Consider the following 20,316-nt stretch of genomic DNA (forward strand, 5'->3'; position numbering starts at 1 on the left):
CGGGGCGCACTCCGGCGGCGCGGTCGGAGTCATCGCACCATTTCCCGTGCCAGCGCCGCGACGACGGAGCGCGCGAGCAGAACAGGGATGCTGCCGACGTCGCTCGCACGGGCGCGCGTCGCCTCCGTGTACCCCATGCAGTCCAGGACGGCCAGGTCGGCGCCCTCGTCGGCGAGCCGGCACACGGCATCGGCCGCGGCGTCGGGTGCCTCGTCGCCGTAGGGGTCGGCGGCCGCTGTGCGCGGCACGCCCGCGTGGGGCCACCACTTCGCGAGCGCGGCCTCCTGCTGGCGCGGGTCGGGGCAGACCACGCCGAGCGTCCGCCCCTGCGCCAACCCGGCGACCGCGTGGACCAGCAGGCTGTCGGCGGCGAGGACCGGGCGTGTGTGCGCCAGGTTGCCCAGGGGGGCGGTGCAGACGACCAGGGTCGCCGCGACCTCGTCGGCCTCGGCGCGCGCGACCGCGCTCTCGACGAGCGGCCGGATGCGGTGGTGGGCCAGCCGGACCGGGTTGCCGTCGCGCAGCCGGGTGACCAGGACCTCCTCGTCCTGCTCCGGAGCGAGCGCCGCGATGGCGGCGGTGTCGAGTCCGTCGAGCGCCCCGTGCTCGACGGGTTCGATCCCGTCGAAGGCGGAACCCAGGTCGGGGACGATGTCGGTGCGCGGCGCCTGTCCGATGGTCACGATGCCCAGGCGGGGTGTCATCCGGACGGCCTCCCTTCCTCGTCGCACGGGCCGGTGGTGCTCCGGCCCGCTGCCCACACAAGCACGCGGCCAGGGCACCCGGCCATGTGCACTGTGCCAGGGTGAACGGCCGGGGCTATGCAGGTAGCAGCGCCTTGCCCGAAAGGTGTCCGCGGAGTTGCCAAGGCATTCCGCGCCCTTTACCTCCGCGACCGCGATCGAGGGTGCCTCCCACCAGGGAGGGGGCCGCCCGGGCAGGGTGCCGGGCGGGGGTCAGCGGTCGCCCAGGACCGTGTGGCAGGCCAGGTGCAGGGCCAGCCGCTCGTCGGCGCTGCCGAGGTCCACCCCGAGGAGCGCTTCGACGCGCGCGATGCGGGCCGCGACGGTGTTGCGGTGGACGCCGAGCACCGCGGCCGTCTCGGTCAGGTTCGACTCGGCGTCCAGGTAGGCGGCGAGGGTGCGGTCGAGCTCGCCGGGCTGGCCGCTCAGCGGGGCGAGGAGATCGCGTGCCGCGGGTTGGAAGGTGTCGGTCCTGGTCCAGGCCAAGAGCAACTGCGCCAGGCCGAGCCGGTCGATGTGCAGGAACCGGCCGACCTCGCGGCGGTTGGCGGCGAGGCGGGCGGCGTCGGCCGCCTCGCCCAGGGTCGCCGAGATCCCGGCGGGGCCCGCGTGGGCGCGGCCGATCCCGACATGGCTCGACGCCAGGCGGGCGAGCCGTCGCTGGGTGCGGCGGACCCCGTTCACGACCGTGCCGACGGCGTCCGGCGCGGGCTCGCTGCCCAGCGTCACCCACCCCGACCAGCCGTCGTGCCGCTCGACCAGGGTGGCCTGGATCCCCTCGGCCTCCAGCGCGGAGAGGAGTTCCGCTGTGCTGCCGAGGACGTCGACGCCGTCGGGGACGCCGATGTGGAAGCCGAGGTGCCACCCGCCCAGGCGCCACCCCAGGTCGCCGGCCCGATTGCGCAGCTCGGCCGACGGCTCCCCGTCGAGCCGCAGCAGTTCGCCCAGCACGGTGGCGCGCAGCCGGGCGTCGCGCTCGATCTCGACCCGCCGGTCGGCCCGCCAGCAGCGCAGCGCCATGGTGGCGACGGCGGCGACCCCGCGGGCGGTCTCCTCCCACGCGGCGTCGTTCTGGTCGAGGAGCACGCCCATCCACAGGTCGGCGTGGTCGGCGTCGTGGGCCGGCACCGGGGCGAACAGGGCGACCCCCCGCCCGTGCGGGTGGCGCTGCACCATCGGCGGCGCGGTGCGGAACCCCTCGACCTCGACCGGGTCGCCCGCCAGGGTCGCGCCCTCCCCGGACAGGATCCACACCCGCGCGCCGAGCAGGGCCGCGACCGTCGCGGCGACCTCTTTCGGCGTGGTGCCCCGGCGCGACAGCGCCTCGTGGGCGCGCACCAGGAGGCGGGCGCGGTCCATCTCGGGCGCCGACAGCAGTTCCCGCAGTCCCACGGCGAGCGCGACGATGTCGTCGTCGGTGCCGAGGAGCGGTATCCCGACCCGGTCGGCGAGGATCGCGGTGGCGCGCAGCGGGGCGGCGCGGCCGGAGACGAGCAGCCCGCAGGCCCCCGCGTCCGCGAGGCGGCGCAGCGCGGCGTCGATGCGCCAGTCGGCCCCGGTGACCGGGGTGAGCACCGCGATCAGCGCCCCGGCCGCGGGCCGCACCGCGTCGAGGTCGCGCGCCACCACCACCTCGGTCAGCGGGCGGTGCAGGTGCTCCGCGCCCGCGAGGGCCGCGACGCCGGTCCACGCCGGACGCGCGCACACGTCGGCGAGGGTCGGGGGCCGCGCCGTCATCGCGCCGCCCCGGCGGCTCGACCGGCGCGGTCGGCCGGGTCGGACCCGCCGGTCCAGGGCCGGTCGAGCAGGACGGGCGGGTGGGCGAGGTCGAAGGCCCGCGGGCCGACGCGGCCGATCCGATCGGGGTGCCGCCAGAACGCGGCGCCGGGCAGGTGCAGGACCGCGATGTCGAGCCCGGCCCGCACCTGGTCGCAGCCGACGGGGCTGCCGGTGCGGCGGTCCACCAGGCAGATGAGGTCGGGGGTGCTGGCGACCGGTGTGCCGTCGGTCAGCGCGAGCAGGTACTCGTTCTCCATCTCGACGCGGGTCAGGGCACCGGCCGCGTCGTCGACGACGGTCACCGTGCCCTGCGCGAACGTGCGCCGCGTGCGGTGCCGGACCACCTCCAGCACTCGGCCGTCGCAGAGCAGCTCGCCGCCCAGTGCGCGGGCCGCCGTGCGCGCGTCCCCCGCGACGGGCAGCGCCAGGTGGGTCCGACCCAGGTGCAGGGCGCGCCGGACGGTCCCCGGGATCGCGGCGTTCGCGATGTCGGCGGCCCGCAGCGGCGCGAACGCCACGCTCGCCCAGCCGCCGGCCTCGGGCAGGAAGGAGCGTGCGAGGCGCTCGGTCGCGCGATCGTCGATCCCGTCGAAGACCGCGGTCGGCCCGGAACCGCCCGCCAGCGCCACCGGGGCGAGGGGCCGCCCCGCCGCGGCCGACGCCAGCTGGTCCAACCGCGGGAGTGCCCGGCCCATCAGGTCGGCGTCGACCACGTCGAGCCCGAGGACGGCGGCCGCGGCGAAGACCATGACCCCGTTGACGCCGCCGACCTCGATGCCCATCACCGCGTGCGGGCGGGTGCGCGTCGCGGCGGCGACGGCCTCGACGACGGCGGGGAACTCCGCGCCGCCGGGCGGCTTCTCCGCGAGCGCGGCCGTGGCGCCGACGATTCCGGTCGCGATCACGGGGGCGTCGGGCGGCAGCTCCGCGGCGTCCAGCAGCCGCGGCAGCGCCTTGCCGGCCGTCCACCGGCGCAGCAGGCTCGCCGCGAGCGGGGTCGGACCACCGCCGCCGCACCCGAGCAGGGTGCTGCCCCGTTCGAGTGCGGCGATGTCGTCGTGCGACGGCGCGAGTGCGGAGGTCACCGGGCCAGGATGCCAGCACGCCGCCCGAACGGCACGCGGTCCCGGTGGCGTGTCAGGGTGTCAGGGTGTCGGCGCGGCGGTGCCTGCGGTGCCTGCGGTCAGCTCCTCCACCGGGCGGAACTCGGTGCCCAGCCGGAACGCCGCGGGACCGAACGCGGCGAGGGCCTGCTCGGTGCGCATCACCGGCGGTGTGCCGATGCCGATGACGGTGGCCCGCTGCCCGTACCGCAGCCCTTCGGTGGTGATGGGTTCGCCCGTCTCCGCGTCGAGGACGCAGATCAGGTCGGGGACGGTGCAGACGACCCGGCCGTCCACCTCCGCCACCAGGTGCTCGTTCTGGAAGGTCAGCTCCAGCTCCGAGGTGTCGGCCGCGCCGAAGGACGCGAACCGGGCGCGGCCGACCGCGAACCCGCCCTCGGTGCGCCGTTCGATGTCGACGATCTTGCCGGTGAACAGCGCGCGGAGGTGGCGGTACTCGGTGTCGGCCACCACCTCGGCGAGCGCCGCGACCGGGTCGCGGTGGTCGCGCCGTGCCTCGCGCAGGGCCGCGCCCAGCCGGATCCCGAGGGTGAGGGTGCGCTTGATGGCGGTGCGCCGCATGTCGGCGCCGCTCATGGTGAACTCGGCGACGTGCGCGATACCGCCGAGGCGCATCGTCACGCCGCGGGCGAGCCACTCCATGCGCTTGTCGTCGGTGCCGGTGTCGATGATCGCGGTCTCGCCGTTCTCGCCCGCCAGTGCCATCGGGGACCCGGAGATGCCGTAGGCGGCGAAGGTCTTCATCTGGAGTTCGGGGAACGCCCGGCCCATCCCGTCGGCGTCGATCACCGGCAGGCCGGTCCGCGCCGCGACGAACAGCGGGATCATCGAGTTGATGCCGCCGCACTCGACGGGGATGACCGCGTCGGCCGTGCGCCCCACATGGCGCTCGATGGCGCGCAGCACCGCCACCGGCTCGTCGCCGCCGGGCAGTTTCTCCATGCCGACCGTCGGGGCGCCCATCTGCGCCACCGGCACGACGAACGCGTCGTCGGCAACCTCGTCGGGGTCGAGGATCCGCACCGTGCGGTCCCCGAGTGCCTGCGTCACCAGCAGCCGGCCCACGTGGGGGTCGCCGCCGCCGCCGGTGCCGAGGAGTGCCGCGCCGCGGCTGAGGTCCCCGAGGCTGTCGACGCCAAGGTCGAAACTCACGCTGTCGCCTTCCTGTCTCGTCTGTGTGGCCTGCCGCGCCGCGGTCCGCCCGGCCCGCGGCCGGGTGCGGGCGGCCCGCCCCGGATCACGGGGCGGTGAACAGCTCGCCGACGGCCTTGACCCGGATCCGGGTCGCGTTGCCGGGGAGGTACGCCAGCGGCACCTCGTCGACGTCGACGACCCGCACGGTGTCGGGCAGCGCACCGGCCCGCACCGCGCGGTCGACGGCCTCCTGCTTCGCGTCGTCCAGGACGGCGGAGCGCCGCCCCGGCTCGATCGAGAAGACGCGGTCGACCTCGCCGCCGACCTGGGCGATGGCGGCGCCGACGGCGTTGGCGACGGGGAAGTTGTCGGGGCGGACCAGCGCGGCGCCGTCGTCCAGCCGGTCGGGGAGCAGCACGGAACCGCCGCCGACGGCGACGATGGGCAGGGGCTCCGCGGAGACCCGCATGCGCTCGACGCCGTCGGTCACCGCGGCGGCGATCTGCGCCAGCACGCCGCCGACGAGGTCGCGGTCCATGCCGGCGACCCGGGACGGGTCGCCGATCTCGGCGCGCCCGGCCGCCACGGCGACGTCGGTCGCCGTCATGGTCGGCCCGCCGAAGACCAGCGCCTCCGAGCCCAGCCGGAAGCCCACCGAGTCGGGGCCGACAACCGGACCGCCGTCCGTGCCGCCGTCCGGGCGGACCCTGCTGCCGCCGCCGATCCCGAGCGACAGCACGTCGGGCATGCGGAAGTTGGTGCGCACACCCGCGACGCTCACGTCGTTGGTGGCCTCGCGCGGGAAACCGGCCTGCACGATCCCGATGTCGCTGGTGGTGCCGCCGACGTCGACCACGGCGCAGTCGGCCAGCCCGGACAGGTAGGCGGCGCCGCGCATGGAGTTGGTGGGTCCGGAGGCGAAGGTCGCGACCGGGTACCGGCGGGCGAAGTCGACGTCCATCAGCGTGCCGTCGTTCTGGCTCAGGTACAGCGGAGCGGCGATCCCGTGGCCCTCGATGGCCGCGGCGAGCCCGTCGACGATGTCGACGGCCAGTTCGCGCAGTGAGGCGTTGACGATGGTCGCGTTCTCGCGCTCCAGCAGGCCCATCCGGCCGATCTCGTGGGACAGCGAGATCGCGGCGTCGGGCAGCATCGCGCCGACCACTTCGGCGGCGCGCTGCTCGAACTCCGCGGTGACAGGCGAGAACACGGAGGTGATCGCGATGCTGCGCGCCCCGCGCGCGGCGATGTCCTCGACCGTGCGCTTCAGTTCGTCCTCATCGAGCTCGCTGATGGCCCGGCCGTCGAACTCGTGCCCGCCGTGGCACAGGTAGCCGTGCCCGCCGAGCGCCGCCGCGAGCGGTGCCGGCCAGTCGACCAGCGGCGGCAGGGCCGCCGTCGCGGGCAGGCCCAGGCGGATCGCCGCGGTCGGCGCGAGCCGCCGGTGCTCGACCAGCGCGTTGATGAAGTGGGTGGTGCCGATCATGACGGCCTTGACCGCGGCGGGGTCGAACGGGTGCTGCTGCTGCAACTCGTTCAGCGCGGCCATGATGCCGTCGGTGACGTCGTCCTGCGTGGAGGTCTTCACCGCTGCGAGGACGCTGCCTCCGGTGACCAGGGCGACGTCGGTGTTGGTACCGCCCACATCGATGCCGATACGCACAGGTGGCCGACTCCTCCGTAGACGTGCTTCGCCGAGGGGCGCCGGGCGGCCGGATCGGACCCGCCGGCGGCTCCCCCGCCCCGGGCGGGGCGATGAGTCCAACGTAATCGGGCGCCGTCGCGCCGTCATCGAGCACATCGCCCGGTTGCGCACGGGTCGCAGGGCAGAGCGCACAATCGGGGCACGCGCGACCGGCGCGCCACCGCCTGCCCGCGGGGCCGCACGTGGGCGGCCGCCGCCCGCGCGCCGGGCCCGTCAGCCCGCCGCCGGGCCGGGCGGCCGCGCGTCCTCCGGGACGGGGCCGCGCCGGAGGATCTCCCGCGCGAGCGCCGCCAGCCGCGGGTCCTCGCCGCGGTGCAGCAGCGCACCGATGTACGCCCCGAGGGCGGCCTCGTCCAGCTCCGCCCCGCCGGGGCGGTCGTCCATGCATCCCATCGCCTACCGCTGCCCGCCGGGGCGCCGCCGAACACCGAACGGTTCAGGGACCGGAGGCGGCACCGTCGCCCGCGGCACGGTGCGTCGTCAGCCCTTGGCGCGCGAGGTCGTCGAGGCCGGGCCCGGTGACGGCAGGGTCGAGCAGGTCGAGCAGTGCCGCGCCGACGACCGGGAGGCCCTCGGCGGAGAGCGTGTCGACGTCGAGCGCCCGGGACAGGTGTCCGCCGAACGCGACCACGCCGAGGTGCATGGCGGTCAGCACGGCGGCCCGCGCACGGAGCACGCCCGGCGCGGGGGGTTCGGTGACCGCCGCCGCGAGGTGCCGCTCGGTGTGCGCGGCCACCTCGTCGAACAGCGCATCGGCACCGGGGAAGCCGTCGCCCACCGCCCTCGCCAGATACTTCAGCAGGGACGGCGCCTGGCGGTGCACGGCGTCAACGAACCCGGGGTCGGCGATGCCGCCTCCGGCGACCCCCTGGGCGGTGCTGCGCCGGATGAACTCCAGGACGTGGGCGTCGCAGGCGCGGCGCAGCGCGTCCTTGGTGCGGAAGTGGTGCTGGACCAGCGCCGGTGAGACCTCGGCGGCCGCGGCGATCCCGCGGATCGTGGTGGCGGCGTAGCCCCGCTCGGCATAGTGCCGCAGCGCGGTGTCGCGGATGCGGGCCCGCGCGCTCAGATCGCTCCAGCGCGGGTCTCCGTCGCCGTTCGGTGCGGGTGCGCCCATACCCCGAACCATACCAATGAACACTATACTGTACATACGTACAGTACCGGAGATCCGATCCTGCCACGCCCAGGAAGGACATCGCCTTGAGTACCGACCGACCACTGCTCGGCCCGACCCAGCAGACCATGACGCTGACCCTCTCCGTGAGGGCGGCCGACAACCGCTCCGGCGCCCCGATCCTCGGCGACCGGTGGGCGGAGGACGCCCTCGCCCGCATCAACGGGCCCGACCCAGGCGCGGCGATACGGCGCGATGCCGCGGCGGGCGCCCTGTGCCGCACCCGGCAGCTCGACGACTGGACCCGCGCCTTCCTGGCCGAGCGCCCCGACGCCGTCGTGCTGCACCTCGGCTGCGGGCTGGACGCCCGTGCGCTGCGCGTCGACCCGGCCCCCGGCGTGCTCTGGTACGACGTGGACTACCCCGAGGTCATCGCGCTGCGGCAGCGCCTCTATTCGGCGGGCGCGGGCTATCGGATGATCGGGGCCTCCGTCACCGACCCCTCCTGGGCGGACGGGGTGCCCGTCGACCGCCCCACCCTGGTCGTCGCCGAGGGTCTGCTCATGTACCTGCCGGCGGAGGAGGTCCGGCGCCTCCTCCGCCGGGTGACCGCGGGCCGGGCGGGGCGGTTGGCGTGCGACGTCGAACTGCCGTGGGCCGCCCGGCTCGCACGGTTCGACCCGGTACTGCGCAGGACCGGGGCCGTCCACCAATGGGGCGTCCGCGACCTCGGCGGCCTCAGCCAGTGGGTGCCGGCGCTGCGGCTGCTCGCCGAGCACGGCGTGACCGCCCTGCCCGGCATCGCGAACACCGCCCCCGCTTACCGGCGCCTCTACGGCGCGATGAACCGCGTCCCCGCCCTGCGCGACTCCATGCGCGTGGCCCTGTTCTCGTTCTGAGGCCCGGGCCCCCGTTCCGGATCCGGCTCAGCGGGCCGGGTCAGGGCCGTCCGGCGCGGGACGGTGGCGGGCGGCTTCGTCGGGGCGGGGGGATCCGGCGGCGTCGAACAGCCGGACCAGGTCGTCGTACAGCGCGCCCGCGCCGGCGCCCGACCCGCCGTCCGCGTGGCCGCCGGCCTGTTCGAGGAGGCCGCGGAGGCCGTGCTCCGCCTCGCCGAGGACCCGCACGTGCTCCTTGAGGACGGCCGCCTGCCGCTCCCCCGCCGTGCCCGCGTAGGCGAGGGCCGCCCGCAGCGCGGTGACGGTGCCCCGCAGCCGCTCGGCCTCTGCCAAGGAGATGCCGATCAGCGGGCCGCTCCTCGTCCGGTCCGCCTCGTTGAAGACGACCTTCTTCGCTCCGCTCGCGGCTCCGTTCGGACGTGCCATGGGGTCCTCCGTCTGTCGCCATCGGGTGGGGCGGTCCTGGGGAGGCCGCCCGTCTCAGCTCCAACTGCCCCGAATGCGCCCGGGCACCCATCCCCCGAGCCCCGAGCCCCGCCGTCGTCCCGCCGCGCGTCCGGGCCATACGCGAACACACCGGCTAAATTACTCCAAGTAGCAATTAACTACTCCAAGTGATTGGAACCCTATGAAGCTCGCCGCGACCCTCGCCATGGCCCTTGCGACCGCCGGCCTCGCCGGCCCGGCCCTGGCGGGTCCCGCCGCGGCGGCCGGCGACGGGGACGGGTTCGGTGCGGCGGGGCAGTCCGTGCCCTTCTGCGCGCACTACTCCGAGCGCGCGCTCCACCGGCTCGAAGAGAGGACCGGCAGGCAGCTGATCGGGGTCACCGCGGACGAGTACCGGCGCATCGCCGCCGTCGACCCCCACCTGCTCGACCCGGTGTGCCTCGACACCAGCGGGGAGCACCTGCTCCTCGTCGGCCTGATCGCGCCGGCCGACACCGGCACCGCCAGGGACGCCGCCGCGGGATGACGCGCCCGCGGCCCGGCCGCGCGCCGCAACGGCGCGCGGTCAGGGCCGCGGGATGTTGCGCAGGTTGGAACGGGCCAGCTGCACCATGCGGCCGACACCGCCGTTGAGCACGGTCCGGCTCGCGGACAGCGCGAACCCGGTGACCTGGCCCGCGGTGATCTTGGGCGGCATCGACAGCGCGTTCGGGTCGGTCACGACGTCGACCAGCGCCGGGCCGTCGTGCCGGAACGCCTCGCGCAGCGCGTCGCGGACGTCGCCCGGCCGCTCCACCCGGATCCCGCGCGCCCCGGCCGCGGTCGCGATGGCGGCGAAGTCGGTGTGCTGGTACCCCGTTCCGTGCGGGGTCAGCCCGTCGACCATCATCTCGAGGTCGACCATTCCCAGCGACGAGTTGTTGAACAGCACGACCTTCACCGGCAGGTCGTATTGGACGAGGGTCAGGAAGTCGCCCATCAGCATGGCGAACCCGCCGTCGCCCGACATCGACACCACCTGCCGGCCCCGGTCCAGGAACTGCGCGCCGAGGGCCTGCGGCAGCGCGTTGGCCATGGACCCGTGCACGAAGGACCCGATGACCCTGCGGCGGCCGTTCGGGGTGAGGTAGCGCGCCGCCCAGACGTTGCACATGCCGGTGTCGACCGTGAAGGCGGCGTCGTCGGCGGCCTCCTCGTCGAGGACCGCCGCGACGTACTCGGGGTGGATCGGCGTGTGCTTCTCCACGTTGCGGGTGTACGCCTGCACCGCCCCTTCGAGCGCCGCGACGTGCCGGTCGAGCATCCGGTCGAGGAAGCGGCGCGACGTCTTCTCCCGCACCTGCGGTGTCAGGCAGCGCAGCGTCTCGCCGACGTCGCCCCAGACCGCGAGCTTCAGGTCGGTGCGGCGGCCGAGGCGCTCGGGCTGCACGTCGACCTGCACGATGCGGGCGCCGTCGGGCAGGAACTCGCTGTAGGGGAAGTCGGTCCCCAGCAGGATCAGCAGGTCGCACCCGTGCATGGCCTCGTAGGCGGCGCCGTAGCCGAGCAGCCCCGACATGCCGACGTCGTAGGGGTTGTCGTACTGGATGTGCTCCTTGCCGCGCAGCGCGTGCCCGACGGGGGCCTTGAGCTTCTCCGCGAGCTCCATCACCTCGCCGTGCGCACCCGCGACACCGCGGCCGCAGAACAGCGTCACCTTCTCCGCGCCGTCGACCAGGTCGACCAGCTTGGCGACCTCGGCGTCGCCCGGCCGGGTGGCCGGCAGGTCGGTGACCATCGCGAGCTCGACGGCGCTCTCCGGCGCCTCCTTGCCCGCCACGTCGCCCGGCAGCGCGACCACCGACACCCCGCGCCGGCCCACCGCGTACTGGATCGCGCTCTGCACCACCCGCGGCATCTGCCCGGGGGTGGAGATCAGCTCCGAGTAGTGGCTGCACTCCTGGAACAGCCGGTCGGGGTGGGTCTCCTGGAAGAACCCCGTGCCGATCTCGCTGCTCGGGATCTGCGCGGCGAGCGCGAGGACCGGCGCCATGGAGCGGTGCGCGTCGAACAGCCCGTTGATCAGGTGCAGGTTGCCCGGGCCGCACGAACCGGCGCAGGCGGCGAGCCTGCCGGTGAGCTGCGCCTCGGCGCTCGCCGCGAACGCCGCCGCCTCCTCGTGGCGGACCTGCACCCATTCGACGGCGCTGTTGCGGCGGATCGCGTCGACGACCGGGTTGAGGCTGTCGCCGACGACCCCGAACACCCGTGTCACCCCGGCGCGGGCGATGAGGTCGACGTACTGCTCGGCAACGGTTCGCTTCGCCATGGCTGCGGCTCCCTTGATCGACGGACGGGCGACCGCTCCGGGCCCCACGGGCGGCGCGGTCGGTTCGGCTGTGTCACGAAGGGGGTCCGGGTGTGCGGACGGTGCGGTGCGGTCGGTACGGGTGATGCGGTTGGTGCGGTTGGTGCGGCGCCCGGCGCCCCGCTACCCGGCTGGGGCGAGCCTACTCAGGGCGGCCCACCACCCGGCCGGTCTTCTCAGGGCGGCCCACCACCCGGCCGGTCTTTCCACGGCGGCGGCACGGGGGCCGCCGACAGGCCGCAGGCCGTCCCGATCAGCGGATACCGAGCTCCCGCAGCGCCCGCACCGGGTCAGATCCCGGCTCCTCGGGGAAGAACAGGTAGCACACGCCGCCGCTGCCCGACGACGTCGAACCGTCGGCGAGCTTGCGCTTCGTGCGCAGCCAGATGTTCTCGAACTGGCGGCGCGGGTAGACGCGCCGCACCGCGTCGTTCGACGGCGAGGCGGGGTCGTTGGCGATGACGTCGCCGTCCTCGGTGAAGCCGATGAGCACCATCAGGTGCCCGGCCGTGCCGTAGCCGGCGCCGTCGAGTTCGCGCTCCTCGAACGACTGCGAGGTGATGATCGGCACCCCCGCCGCGATGAGCCGCTCGGCGTCCGCCATGGAGCCGAGCCGGGTCACCAGCGCGCTCATCTGCCGGTAGGTCGCCGCGTAGGCCGTGTTGAACGGCCAGTTGCCGCAGCCCTCGTAGGCGTAGTCGTAGGTGAACCGGGCGGCGTGGTCGACGCTGGGGTCGTGGTGGTCCGGCGGCTCCACCCAGTCGAGGTCCTCCTCGGTGGGGACGCGGCCGAAGTGCTCCAGGACCATCTGGCTGGAGGTGGGGCTGCACCACGCCTCTCCCCCGTTGTCGTACTCGGGGTAGTCGCCGACATGGGTGTTCTGGGAGTAGCGGGGCACCTCGAGCTCCACCCCGCTGCCCACGCCGGGTTTCGACGCGGGGACGGTGAAGCGGTCCGGGACCGTCGACGCCATGGCGCCGACCCGGCGGACCGCCGGGGTCGCCGAACCGCCCTCGGCGCGCAGCAGGGTGACCCGGATCCGGTAGCCGGTGATGCCGGCGCCGCCGCCCTTGTCGGAGATCAGCACGGTGTCGGTCGCGACCTCGCTCCGGTCGTCCTTCTGACCGTTGACCGAGGTCCGCTTCATGTCGGCGTCGCCGGAGGCCCACCGGCCGAGCACGTACCAGGGTGTGCTGCCGCCGCCGCTGTAGTCGCCGCGCAGCGCCACCTCGATCCAGGTGCCGTCGGGGGTCTCGGCGTTCCACGACGCGATCAGCTCGTCGGCGGCGAAGTCGACGGCGTGCACCGGCGAGGTCCAGGCGGCGGTCTCCCAGACGCGGGTCTCGCCCGTGTGCGGGTCGGCGTACTCGCGGGTGCCGGTGGGCTCGGCGATCTCGATCGCCGGGACGTCGCCCGGCCGGACCCGCACCCCGTCGGCCGCGCCGGACTTCCAGTCCGCCGCCGACACCCAGGCGCGGTACTGCACCCGGGCGTCGTCGGCGCGGGGACGGCGCGCCGGCGCGGCCAGTGCCGACGGGGCGCCGGCTCCGAGGGCACCGCCGACCAGAGGGGCGCCGATGAGACTGCGGACGACGGTCCGGCGCGTGACGTGTGGCGGCATGGGTGCTCCTGTCGGATGTGCGGGTGTCGCGGGCTTTATGTCGCCCATACGTACCCGCCCCCGGGGCCATCGATGCACACGGCGACAGCCTGTTCGCCCACTGTGCCCGGCACGCCCCCGCCCGGCGCCGACGAACGGCCGCACCGCCGCAACCCCCGGGGTGAAAGGGGGTGGAACATGGCCGCTTGATTACCCTGGGGGGGTATGGTATTTCTTGAATACAGGAGAACGAGGACACCCGAAACCGAGGAGCAGTCATGAACACCGCAGCGAAACTGGCCGTCTACGGCACCGGACTCGCACTCGCGTTCGGGGCGTCCCTCGGGGCCGGCCGGGTGGTCGGGCCCATCGCCGCGGAGGACCGCCCCGAGCACGGCGACACCCACGAACCGGCGTCCGGCGAACCGGGCGGGGCGGCCGAGGGCGCCCAGGACGCCGACAACGCGGCGTCGGGGCTCCAGATCTCCGCGGCCGGCTACTCCCTCGAACCCCTCGACGTCCCCGACAAGGCAGGGGACGAGCAGCGGCTGTCCTTCCGTATCCTGGACAGCGAGGGTTCACCCGTCACCGGGTTCACCCCCGAACACGAGAAGAAGCTGCACCTCATCATCGTGCGGCGCGACATGACCGGCTTCCAGCACGTGCACCCCCGCCTCGAAAAGGGAGGGGTGTGGAGCCTGCCGATGACCCTCGACGAACCCGGCGCCTACCGGCTGTTCGCCGACTTCGTCCCCGAGGGCCGCGACGACGGGCTTGTGCTGGGCGCCGACCTCGAGGTCCCCGGCGACTCCACGCCGGAGCCGCTGCCGAAACCGGTCCGCACCGCCGAGGTCGACGGATACACCGTCACACTCAAGGGCGACCTCAAGGCCGGCACCGGCAGCGCGCTCGACCTCTCGGTCAGCAAGGACGGCGAACCGGTCACCGACCTCCAGCCCTACCTCGGAGCGTTCGGGCACCTGGTGGCGCTGCGCGATGGCGACCTCGCCTACCTGCACGTCCACCCCGGTGGCGCGCCCGGCGACGGCAAGACCAAGCCCGGCCCGGGGGTCGACTTCCACGCCGAGGTGCCGTCCAGGGGCGACTACCGGTTGTTCTTCGACTTCAAGCACGACGGCAAGGTCCGCACCGCCGAGTTCACCGCGACGACCGACGGGGCCGGCGCGGACTCCGGTGGCGGCGAACCGGCCGACAGCGAGCCCGACAGCGAGTCCGACAGCGGGAACGAGGGCGGGCACGAGGGCGAATCCGGCCACGGCGCGCACTGACACCCGCCCGCAGACCCGCCGGCCGGGACCACCGGCCGGAACCGATGGCCCCTACCCCCGGCCGCACCGACCGAACCGACCGCCCAGCAGCGCCGACTGATTCTCGGCACCGGGGCCCGCGCCACGGGCCCCGCCCACACCAGCGAGGAACGGCAATGAACCCAGGAGTGGACGACGACGTCCGGCACGCCGGCGCAGACAACCGGGTCGAACTCGCCATCGGCGGCATGACCTGCGCGTCCTGCGCCATGCGGATCGAGAAGCGGCTGAACAAGCTCGACGGCGTCACGGCGACGGTCAACTACGCCACCGAGAAGGCCCGCGTCGAGTTCGCCGACGGTGCCGCGGCGGTCGCCACCGAGGACCTCATCACCCAGGTCGAGAAGGCCGGTTACACCGCGGCCCTCCCGGCACCCGAACCCGAGCCCGGCACCCCGGCCGAGCCGGGGTCCGCCGAGGCACCCGACCCGACCCGCGCACTGCGCGACCGCCTCATCGTCAGCGCGCTGCTGTCGGTCCCCGTCATCGCGATGGCGATGGCGCCCGCGCTCCAGTTCGAGTACTGGCAGTGGGCGTCGCTGACCCTCGCGGCACCCGTCCTCGTGTGGGGCGCGCTGCCGTTCCACATCGCGGCGTGGAAGAACCTCAAACTGGGCGCCGCGACAATGGACACCCTGGTGTCCATGGGGACCATCGCCGCGTTCGCGTGGTCGGTGTACGCGCTGTTCCTCGGGACGGCGGGCACACCGGGCATGACCCACCCCTTCGAGCTCACCATCGCCCGCACCGACGGCGCCGCCAACATCTACCTGGAGGTCGCGGCGGGGGTCACGACCTTCATCCTCGCCGGGCGCTACTTCGAGGCCCGCTCCAAGCGCCGCGCCGGAGCCGCGCTGCGCGCGCTGCTGGAACTCGGCGCGAAGGACGTCGCCATCCTGCGCGACGGACGCGAGGAGCGCGTCCCCGTGGAGCGGCTGGCCGGGGGCGACCTGTTCGTCGTGCGGCCGGGCGAGAAGATCGCCACCGACGGCGTCGTCAGCGAAGGCACGTCGGCCGTCGACATGAGCATGCTGACCGGCGAGTCCGTCCCGGTCGAGGTCGGCCCCGGCAGCAACGTCGCCGGTGCGACCGTCAACGCGGGCGGGCGGCTGGTCGTGCGCGCCACCCGCGTCGGCTCCGACACCCAGCTCGCCCAGATGGCCCGCCTCGTCGAGGACGCCCAGAACGGCAAGGCCGAGGCGCAGCGGCTCGCCGACAAGATCTCCGGTGTGTTCGTCCCGATCGTCATCGCGCTCGCGTTCGCGACCCTGGGCTTCTGGATGGGCACCGGCGGGTCGATCGCCGCGGCGTTCACCGCGGCGGTCGCCGTCCTGATCATCGCCTGCCCGTGCGCCCTCGGCCTGGCGACCCCCACGGCGCTCCTCGTCGGCACCGGGCGCGGCGCCCAGCTGGGCATCCTCATCAAGGGGCCCGAGATCCTGGAGTCGACGCGCGGCGTCGACACCATCGTCCTCGACAAGACCGGCACCGTGACCACGGGGCAGATGACGCTGGTCGACGTGGTCCTCGCCGAAGGGCAGGACGAGACCGAGGTGCTGCGGCTGGCCGGCGCGCTGGAGAACGCGTCGGAGCACCCCATCGCCCAGGCGATCGCCAAGGGCGCCGAGGACCGCGCGGGCGACCTGGCCGCGGTGGAGGGCTTCGCCAACGTCGAAGGGCTCGGCGTCCAAGGGGTCGTCGACGGGCACGCGGTCGTCGTCGGCCGCACCGCCCTGCTCACCGACTGGGCGCAGCACCTCCCGCAGCACCTGGCGGACGCCAAGGCCGCGGCCGAGGCCCAGGGCAAGACCGCTGTGGCCGTCGGCTGGGACGGAGAGGCCCGCGCCGTCCTCGTCGTGGCCGACGCCGTCAAGCCCACGAGCGCGCAGGCCGTCCGGCAGTTCCGCGCGCTCGGACTCACCCCGGTGCTGCTGACCGGTGACAACACCGCTGTGGCCCGGTCCGTCGCCGACGAGGTGGGGATCGAGGAGGTCATCGCCGAGGTGCTGCCGAAGGACAAGGTGGACGCCGTCAAGCGGCTCCAGTCCGAGGGCCGCAGTGTCGCGATGGTCGGCGACGGCGTCAACGACGCCGCCGCCCTCGCCCAGGCCGACCTCGGCCTCGCCATGGGCACGGGGACCGACGCCGCGATCGAGGCGAGCGACCTCACCCTGGTGCGCGGCGACCTGCGCGCCGCCGCCGACGCGATCCGGCTGTCCCGGCGGACACTCGGGACGATCAAGGGCAACCTGTTCTGGGCCTTCGCCTACAACGTCGCGGCGCTGCCTCTCGCGGCGGCGGGCCTGCTCAACCCCATGATCGCCGGTGCGGCGATGGCGTTCTCCAGCGTCTTCGTGGTGAGCAACAGCCTGCGGCTCAAGGGGTTCAAGCCCTTGAGCGGCAACGACGCCCCCGCGTCCGCGGCACCCGCGCGGCCGTCCCGGCAGGAGGCCGCCACGACCTCCTGACCCGGGTCCGCCGACGGACCACAGCAGCGGTGTCCCGCGCCCGGCCACACGGGTGCGGGACACCGCTTTCGCGTCCGAGGCGATACATCGGGGGGTGGGAGGGCGCCGCCGATACCGAGTGCCGCGAGGGGATGCCGGGTGCCGCGACGGGCTGCGGCGCCCTGGTCGGCGGCGCCTGCGGACATGCGGAAGGCCCCGGCGCGATGCCGGGGCCTTGACGTGGGGAGGCGGGGGCGGGGCCGCGGGCCGTCGGCGGCCCCGCCCCCGCATGGGTCACGCGCCGACGACCTCGTAACCGGCTTCCTCGACGGCGTCGTTGACGGCCTGGTCCGGCACCGGCTCGGCGCTGAACACGGTCAATCGGCCGGCCGCGACGTCGACCGCGACCTCGGTGACACCAGGGATCGCGGTGACCTCGCTGGTCACTGCTCCGGCGCAGTGATCGCAGGTCATGCCCTGAACGGTGTACGTGCTGCTTGCCATGGCGCGAAAGTCCCTTCGAGTGCGTGGTCACTGATACCCCTAGGGTGTATGAAACATACCCCCCATCCCCATGGAACACAAATACCCTATTGGGGTATTAATTCGGCTGGAGTCCACCCAGGGAACCCGGGGTGCGCGCGGCCGCGTCGGCGCCGTCGATGTCGGCGACGCGCGCGGCGGACCGGTCTAGGCAGGGGTGGCGGTCCCCGGGGCGCCCGTGCCGCCGGTGCGGCGCACGGACCCCGGCCCGGCGTCGCTGCGGGCGCGGAGCGCCGCGACGCACGCGCGGATGGGCGGGTTCTCGGAGCTGGCGCGCCAGACGGCCTTGATCTCCCTGCGCAGTGGGGCACTCGTCGCGACGAACCTGATGCCCGGCGGCACCGACCGCCGCGCCATCGCCGGCACCAGCGCCGCGGCGAGGTCGGCCTCGACCAGTGCGAACTGGGTGGCGTACTCGGCGACGGTGTAGCGGATGTCGGGTTCGACGCCGCGGACCCGCAGCGCCTGCACGAGCGCCTCGTAGGGTTCGGTGCCCGCAAGGCAGCTCGTCCACGGTGTGCCCGCCAACTCGGCGAGGTCGACGGTCTCGCGGTCGGCCAGCGGGTGCCGTACCGAGAGCGCCACGTGTGCCTCCTCCCTGACCAGCGGCTGGACGACCAGCCCTTCGGGGAGGACGACGGGCCGGTGCGCCCAGCTCTCGATGAGCAGCAGGTCGAGGTCGCCGCCGAGCAGCGCCGGCATCATGTCGATGACCTCGCCGTCGCGCACGGACGGGGTCAGCCGCGGGTGCTCCTGCGTCAACCGGGCCAGGACCTCGGGCAGCAGCGCGCGGACCGCGCTGCCGATCGCGGCGATGCGCAGCGGCCCCAGGATCTCCGCGCGCATGTCGGCGAGGTCGGACTCCGCCGCGGCCAGCTGCGCCATGACCCGGGCGGCGTGCTCGGCCAGGACCCGTCCGGCGTGGGTGAGCCGGACACTGCGGCCGTGCGGTTCGAGCAGCCGGTGCCCGCTCTCGCGTTCGAGCTTGCCCAACTGCTGCGACACGCCTGACGGGGTCACATGCAGGGCCAGCGCCGCCCGGGCGATCGAACCGTGTGCGGCCACCGCTGCGAGCGCCCGGAGCCGGTCGAGACTGAACACGTAACGGACACTACCGGGTACAAGCCATGAATCATCGCTTTTCCTTGTGCGTCCGAGCAGGCAGAGTGGACCGCATGGCGACCGAAAGCAGGCCCGAACCGCCGGGCACGGCGAACAACGGCCTGACCGGTCTGCTCGACCGCATGCACCCCGTGGTGGCGGCGTTGGCGGGGGCCACGTCCACGTCCTCTTCGGGCGCCTTCGTCAAACTGTCCGGCGTGAACGCCGGGACCGCGGCATTCCTCCGCTGCTTCCTCGCCCTCTTCGCGCTGGTGCCGATGGCGATCGCCGAGTACCGGAAGGTCGGGCCGCGCCCCGCGCGGTTGCTGCTGATGGACGTCGCGGCGGGCCTGCTGCTCGGCGTCGACTACGTGCTCTGGTCGCAGAGCATCCAGGATGTCGGCGCCTCGATCGCCACCATCCTGATCAACATCCAGGTCATCGTCTTCCCGCTGCTGGTGCGGATCTTCTCCGGTACCCGGCTGCCCGGGCCGTTCATCCTCGCCGCGCCGGTGATGCTGATCGGGGTCGCGCTCGCCGGCGGCGCGATCGGCTCGGCCGAGCCGGGCAGCAGCCCCGTTTCCGGCGCCGTCTACGGCACGGCGGCGGGCGTCGCGTTCGCCGGCTACCTGTTCCTGAGCAGACTCGGCGGCGGCACCCGGCATTCGGTCCTCCCGGTGTGCACGTCGACGGCCGCCGCGGCGGTGTCGGCGCTGGTGCTCGGGAGCGTGTGGACCGGCATCGACCTGGACCTCGGCTGGAACCAGTGGGCGTGGATGGCGGCACTGGCCGTCTTCGGCCAGGTGCTCGCCTGGCTGCTCGTGGGTTCCGCGCTGCCGCGCCTGGCCCCCAGCACGGGCGCGGCGCTCCTGCTGCTGCAACCCGTCCAGGGGGTGGTGATCGGCATCGCGCTCCTCGGCGAGCGCCCCACGGCCACGCAGATCCTCGGCTGCGTCCTCGTGGTCCTCGCCGTGTGGGTGTCGGGCCGGTCCGCGCGCCGGCCGCGGCAGCCCGCGGCATCGAACGACCCGCGCTGAACCGGCCCGCGGCCCGGACCCGCGCGGCGCGAACCGCCGCCCCGGCGCGCCGGGCGCGGCCGCGCGCCGCGGCGGGGCCCGAAGGGCCGGGGCGTCCGGCCGGGCGTCCTCAGCCCACCGCCCAGAGGTAGCCGCCCAGAACGACGCAGAGCAGCGCGATCGCGCTCGCAACGGCGCGCACCGTGTTCCAGCGGGTCCAGCGCGGCGAGAAGGCCGCCCACACCCGCGCGGCCTCGTCGCGGCCCTCCGGTGCTGCGGCCGCGTCGATGGTGTTGTTCAGCGGGACGTTGATCGCGGCGGTCGGCGCGAACGCGCCCAGCAGGTAGACGACCGCCCCCGCCCCGCAGGCCGCTGCCGCCGCCCCGTGCCCCAGCGGCAGCAGCAGTAGCGCCGCTGCCGCCGCCGCGATGGGCCCTCCTATGAAGACCGTGAAGAACGCGGGGTTGAGGATCGTGCGGTTGATGCTCTGCATGGCGGGCACCGCCTGGCGGGGGTCTGCCGCGTCGAGCCCGGGGACCACCGAGTTGGAATAGGCGAAGAAGACGCCCGCCATTGCCCCCAAGAGCAACAAGGCCACTGCTATCGCGGTTATCGCCAGGCCCGAGAGCATGGTCGGCTCCTTCCGCCGCCCACGGAAGCGGTACGGCAGTTCGTTGGTCGGCGGGTCCGTTCGCGAAGCCGGTGGCGCGCCAGTGTGCGAGAAGCCTACGGAGGCGCCGCCGCCCGTACGGATCCGGCTGTACCGCAACGCAGCCTGGGCGGATCTCCGCCGCTTCCGCGGCACGGGACTCGCGCGCCCCGCACCCGCGCCGCCGTCCGCTGCGCCGCGGTTGGGAGACCCCTCAGCCAGGTAGCGGGGTCATCGGAATACCGGATGCGACGGGCCCGACAAGGTGTGACGCAGGTCTCGTGTGCGCGGGTCGCGGACTCGGCGTAGAATCTGGAGCGATCGCTCAGGTTTTTTC

Annotated in this window: 18 protein-coding genes; 5 read left to right on the forward strand and 13 right to left on the reverse strand. The window is 74.3% G+C overall.

Annotation, left to right across the window (positions count from 1 at the left end; translation table 11 throughout):
• Positions 1-29: 29 nt before the first annotated feature.
• The 7 genes from CLV63_RS00355 to CLV63_RS00380 all read right to left on the reverse strand — a co-directional run bounded on the left by CLV63_RS00355 (position 30) and on the right by CLV63_RS00380 (position 7,602).
• On the reverse strand, positions 30-704 hold the full coding sequence (locus tag CLV63_RS00355; protein WP_106580805.1) for an AroM family protein: 675 nt from the start codon (positions 702-704) through the stop codon (positions 30-32).
• A gap of 252 nt (positions 705-956) precedes the next feature.
• The gene (locus tag CLV63_RS00360) at positions 957-2,480 is read right to left on the reverse strand and encodes a helix-turn-helix domain-containing protein (RefSeq protein WP_211301079.1); all 1,524 of its coding nucleotides are present in this window, start codon (positions 2,478-2,480) and stop codon (positions 957-959) included.
• Positions 2,477-3,607, reverse strand: a complete 1,131-nt coding sequence (locus CLV63_RS00365; protein WP_106580806.1) for a DUF917 domain-containing protein — start codon at positions 3,605-3,607, stop codon at positions 2,477-2,479. The genes CLV63_RS00360 and CLV63_RS00365 overlap by 4 nt, the downstream gene beginning before the upstream one ends.
• Positions 3,608-3,667: 60 nt before the next feature.
• On the reverse strand, positions 3,668-4,798 hold the full coding sequence (locus CLV63_RS00370; protein WP_106580807.1) for a DUF917 domain-containing protein: 1,131 nt from the start codon (positions 4,796-4,798) through the stop codon (positions 3,668-3,670).
• 85 nt (positions 4,799-4,883) lie between these two features.
• Positions 4,884-6,443 (reverse strand): hydantoinase/oxoprolinase N-terminal domain-containing protein, encoded by a 1,560-nt coding sequence (locus CLV63_RS00375; RefSeq protein ID WP_106580808.1) that lies wholly within the window; start codon positions 6,441-6,443, stop codon positions 4,884-4,886.
• Positions 6,444-6,698: 255 nt separating this feature from the next.
• On the reverse strand, positions 6,699-6,869 hold the full coding sequence (locus tag CLV63_RS33390) for a hypothetical protein (protein ID WP_170134100.1): 171 nt from the start codon (positions 6,867-6,869) through the stop codon (positions 6,699-6,701).
• A gap of 52 nt (positions 6,870-6,921) precedes the next feature.
• Positions 6,922-7,602, reverse strand: coding sequence for a TetR/AcrR family transcriptional regulator (locus tag CLV63_RS00380; protein ID WP_211301080.1), 681 nt, complete (start codon positions 7,600-7,602; stop codon positions 6,922-6,924).
• Positions 7,603-7,688: 86 nt separating this feature from the next.
• Here CLV63_RS00380 and CLV63_RS00385 point away from each other — a divergent pair, with 86 nt between their 5' ends.
• A complete protein-coding gene (locus tag CLV63_RS00385) occupies positions 7,689-8,501 on the forward strand; it encodes a class I SAM-dependent methyltransferase (protein ID WP_106580810.1) in 813 nt (270 codons plus the stop codon).
• Between the two features lie 27 nt (positions 8,502-8,528).
• On the opposite strand, the gene CLV63_RS00390 is transcribed toward CLV63_RS00385, so the two are convergent.
• Entirely contained in the window at positions 8,529-8,927 is a 399-nt protein-coding gene (locus CLV63_RS00390) for a hypothetical protein (protein ID WP_106580811.1), read from the reverse strand.
• Between the two features lie 202 nt (positions 8,928-9,129).
• Here CLV63_RS00390 and CLV63_RS00395 point away from each other — a divergent pair, with 202 nt between their 5' ends.
• Positions 9,130-9,474, forward strand: coding sequence for a hypothetical protein (locus CLV63_RS00395; RefSeq protein WP_106580812.1), 345 nt, complete (start codon positions 9,130-9,132; stop codon positions 9,472-9,474).
• Between the two features lie 39 nt (positions 9,475-9,513).
• Here CLV63_RS00395 and CLV63_RS00400 read toward each other — a convergent pair whose 3' ends face one another.
• Both CLV63_RS00400 and CLV63_RS00405 read right to left on the reverse strand, forming a co-directional pair.
• Positions 9,514-11,256 carry a pyruvate dehydrogenase gene (locus CLV63_RS00400; protein WP_106580813.1) on the reverse strand — a complete coding sequence of 581 codons (1,743 nt, stop codon included), beginning with the start codon at positions 11,254-11,256 and terminating at the stop codon, positions 9,514-9,516.
• Positions 11,257-11,548: 292 nt separating this feature from the next.
• A complete protein-coding gene (locus CLV63_RS00405; protein WP_211301081.1) occupies positions 11,549-12,916 on the reverse strand; it encodes a peptidase C39 family protein in 1,368 nt (455 codons plus the stop codon).
• A 257-nt stretch (positions 12,917-13,173) separates the two neighbouring features.
• On the opposite strand from CLV63_RS00405, the gene CLV63_RS00410 reads away from it, so the two are divergent.
• On the forward strand, positions 13,174-14,184 hold the full coding sequence (locus tag CLV63_RS00410) for a hypothetical protein (RefSeq protein ID WP_106580815.1): 1,011 nt from the start codon (positions 13,174-13,176) through the stop codon (positions 14,182-14,184).
• Between the two features lie 155 nt (positions 14,185-14,339).
• The gene (locus CLV63_RS00415; RefSeq protein ID WP_106580816.1) at positions 14,340-16,691 is read left to right on the forward strand and encodes a heavy metal translocating P-type ATPase; all 2,352 of its coding nucleotides are present in this window, start codon (positions 14,340-14,342) and stop codon (positions 16,689-16,691) included.
• A gap of 273 nt (positions 16,692-16,964) precedes the next feature.
• Here CLV63_RS00415 and CLV63_RS00420 read toward each other — a convergent pair whose 3' ends face one another.
• A complete protein-coding gene (locus tag CLV63_RS00420; RefSeq protein WP_106580817.1) occupies positions 16,965-17,174 on the reverse strand; it encodes a heavy-metal-associated domain-containing protein in 210 nt (69 codons plus the stop codon).
• 186 nt (positions 17,175-17,360) lie between these two features.
• The gene (locus CLV63_RS00425; protein WP_106580818.1) at positions 17,361-18,314 is read right to left on the reverse strand and encodes a LysR family transcriptional regulator; all 954 of its coding nucleotides are present in this window, start codon (positions 18,312-18,314) and stop codon (positions 17,361-17,363) included.
• 74 nt (positions 18,315-18,388) lie between these two features.
• Here CLV63_RS00425 and CLV63_RS00430 point away from each other — a divergent pair, with 74 nt between their 5' ends.
• Positions 18,389-19,351, forward strand: coding sequence for a DMT family transporter (locus CLV63_RS00430; RefSeq protein ID WP_106581225.1), 963 nt, complete (start codon positions 18,389-18,391; stop codon positions 19,349-19,351).
• 109 nt (positions 19,352-19,460) lie between these two features.
• Here CLV63_RS00430 and CLV63_RS00435 read toward each other — a convergent pair whose 3' ends face one another.
• Complete coding sequence (locus CLV63_RS00435) at positions 19,461-19,961, reverse strand: anthrone oxygenase family protein (RefSeq protein ID WP_245928490.1); 501 nt, start codon at positions 19,959-19,961, stop codon at positions 19,461-19,463.
• Positions 19,962-20,316 lie beyond the last annotated feature (355 nt).

Origin of the sequence: Murinocardiopsis flavida, assembly GCF_003014485.1 — a bacterium.
GTDB lineage: Bacteria > Actinomycetota > Actinomycetes > Streptosporangiales > Streptosporangiaceae > Murinocardiopsis > Murinocardiopsis flavida.

What these genes read in the sequence shown, in the direction of transcription:
- CLV63_RS00435 (WP_245928490.1), bottom strand. Translation starts at nt 19,961, where the DNA reads ATGCTCTCGGGCCTGGCGATAACCGCGATAGCAGTGGCCTTGTTGCTC.
- CLV63_RS00405 (WP_211301081.1), bottom strand. Translation starts at nt 12,916, where the DNA reads ATGCCGCCACACGTCACGCGCCGGACCGTCGTCCGCAGTCTCATCGGC.
- CLV63_RS00380 (WP_211301080.1), bottom strand. Translation starts at nt 7,602, where the DNA reads ATGGGCGCACCCGCACCGAACGGCGACGGAGACCCGCGCTGGAGCGAT.
- CLV63_RS00355 (WP_106580805.1), bottom strand. Translation starts at nt 704, where the DNA reads ATGACACCCCGCCTGGGCATCGTGACCATCGGACAGGCGCCGCGCACC.
- CLV63_RS33390 (WP_170134100.1), bottom strand. Translation starts at nt 6,869, where the DNA reads ATGGACGACCGCCCCGGCGGGGCGGAGCTGGACGAGGCCGCCCTCGGG.
- CLV63_RS00430 (WP_106581225.1), top strand. Translation starts at nt 18,389, where the DNA reads ATGGCGACCGAAAGCAGGCCCGAACCGCCGGGCACGGCGAACAACGGC.
- CLV63_RS00420 (WP_106580817.1), bottom strand. Translation starts at nt 17,174, where the DNA reads ATGGCAAGCAGCACGTACACCGTTCAGGGCATGACCTGCGATCACTGC.
- CLV63_RS00395 (WP_106580812.1), top strand. Translation starts at nt 9,130, where the DNA reads ATGAAGCTCGCCGCGACCCTCGCCATGGCCCTTGCGACCGCCGGCCTC.
- CLV63_RS00390 (WP_106580811.1), bottom strand. Translation starts at nt 8,927, where the DNA reads ATGGCACGTCCGAACGGAGCCGCGAGCGGAGCGAAGAAGGTCGTCTTC.
- CLV63_RS00400 (WP_106580813.1), bottom strand. Translation starts at nt 11,256, where the DNA reads ATGGCGAAGCGAACCGTTGCCGAGCAGTACGTCGACCTCATCGCCCGC.
- CLV63_RS00415 (WP_106580816.1), top strand. Translation starts at nt 14,340, where the DNA reads ATGAACCCAGGAGTGGACGACGACGTCCGGCACGCCGGCGCAGACAAC.
- CLV63_RS00410 (WP_106580815.1), top strand. Translation starts at nt 13,174, where the DNA reads ATGAACACCGCAGCGAAACTGGCCGTCTACGGCACCGGACTCGCACTC.
- CLV63_RS00360 (WP_211301079.1), bottom strand. Translation starts at nt 2,480, where the DNA reads ATGACGGCGCGGCCCCCGACCCTCGCCGACGTGTGCGCGCGTCCGGCG.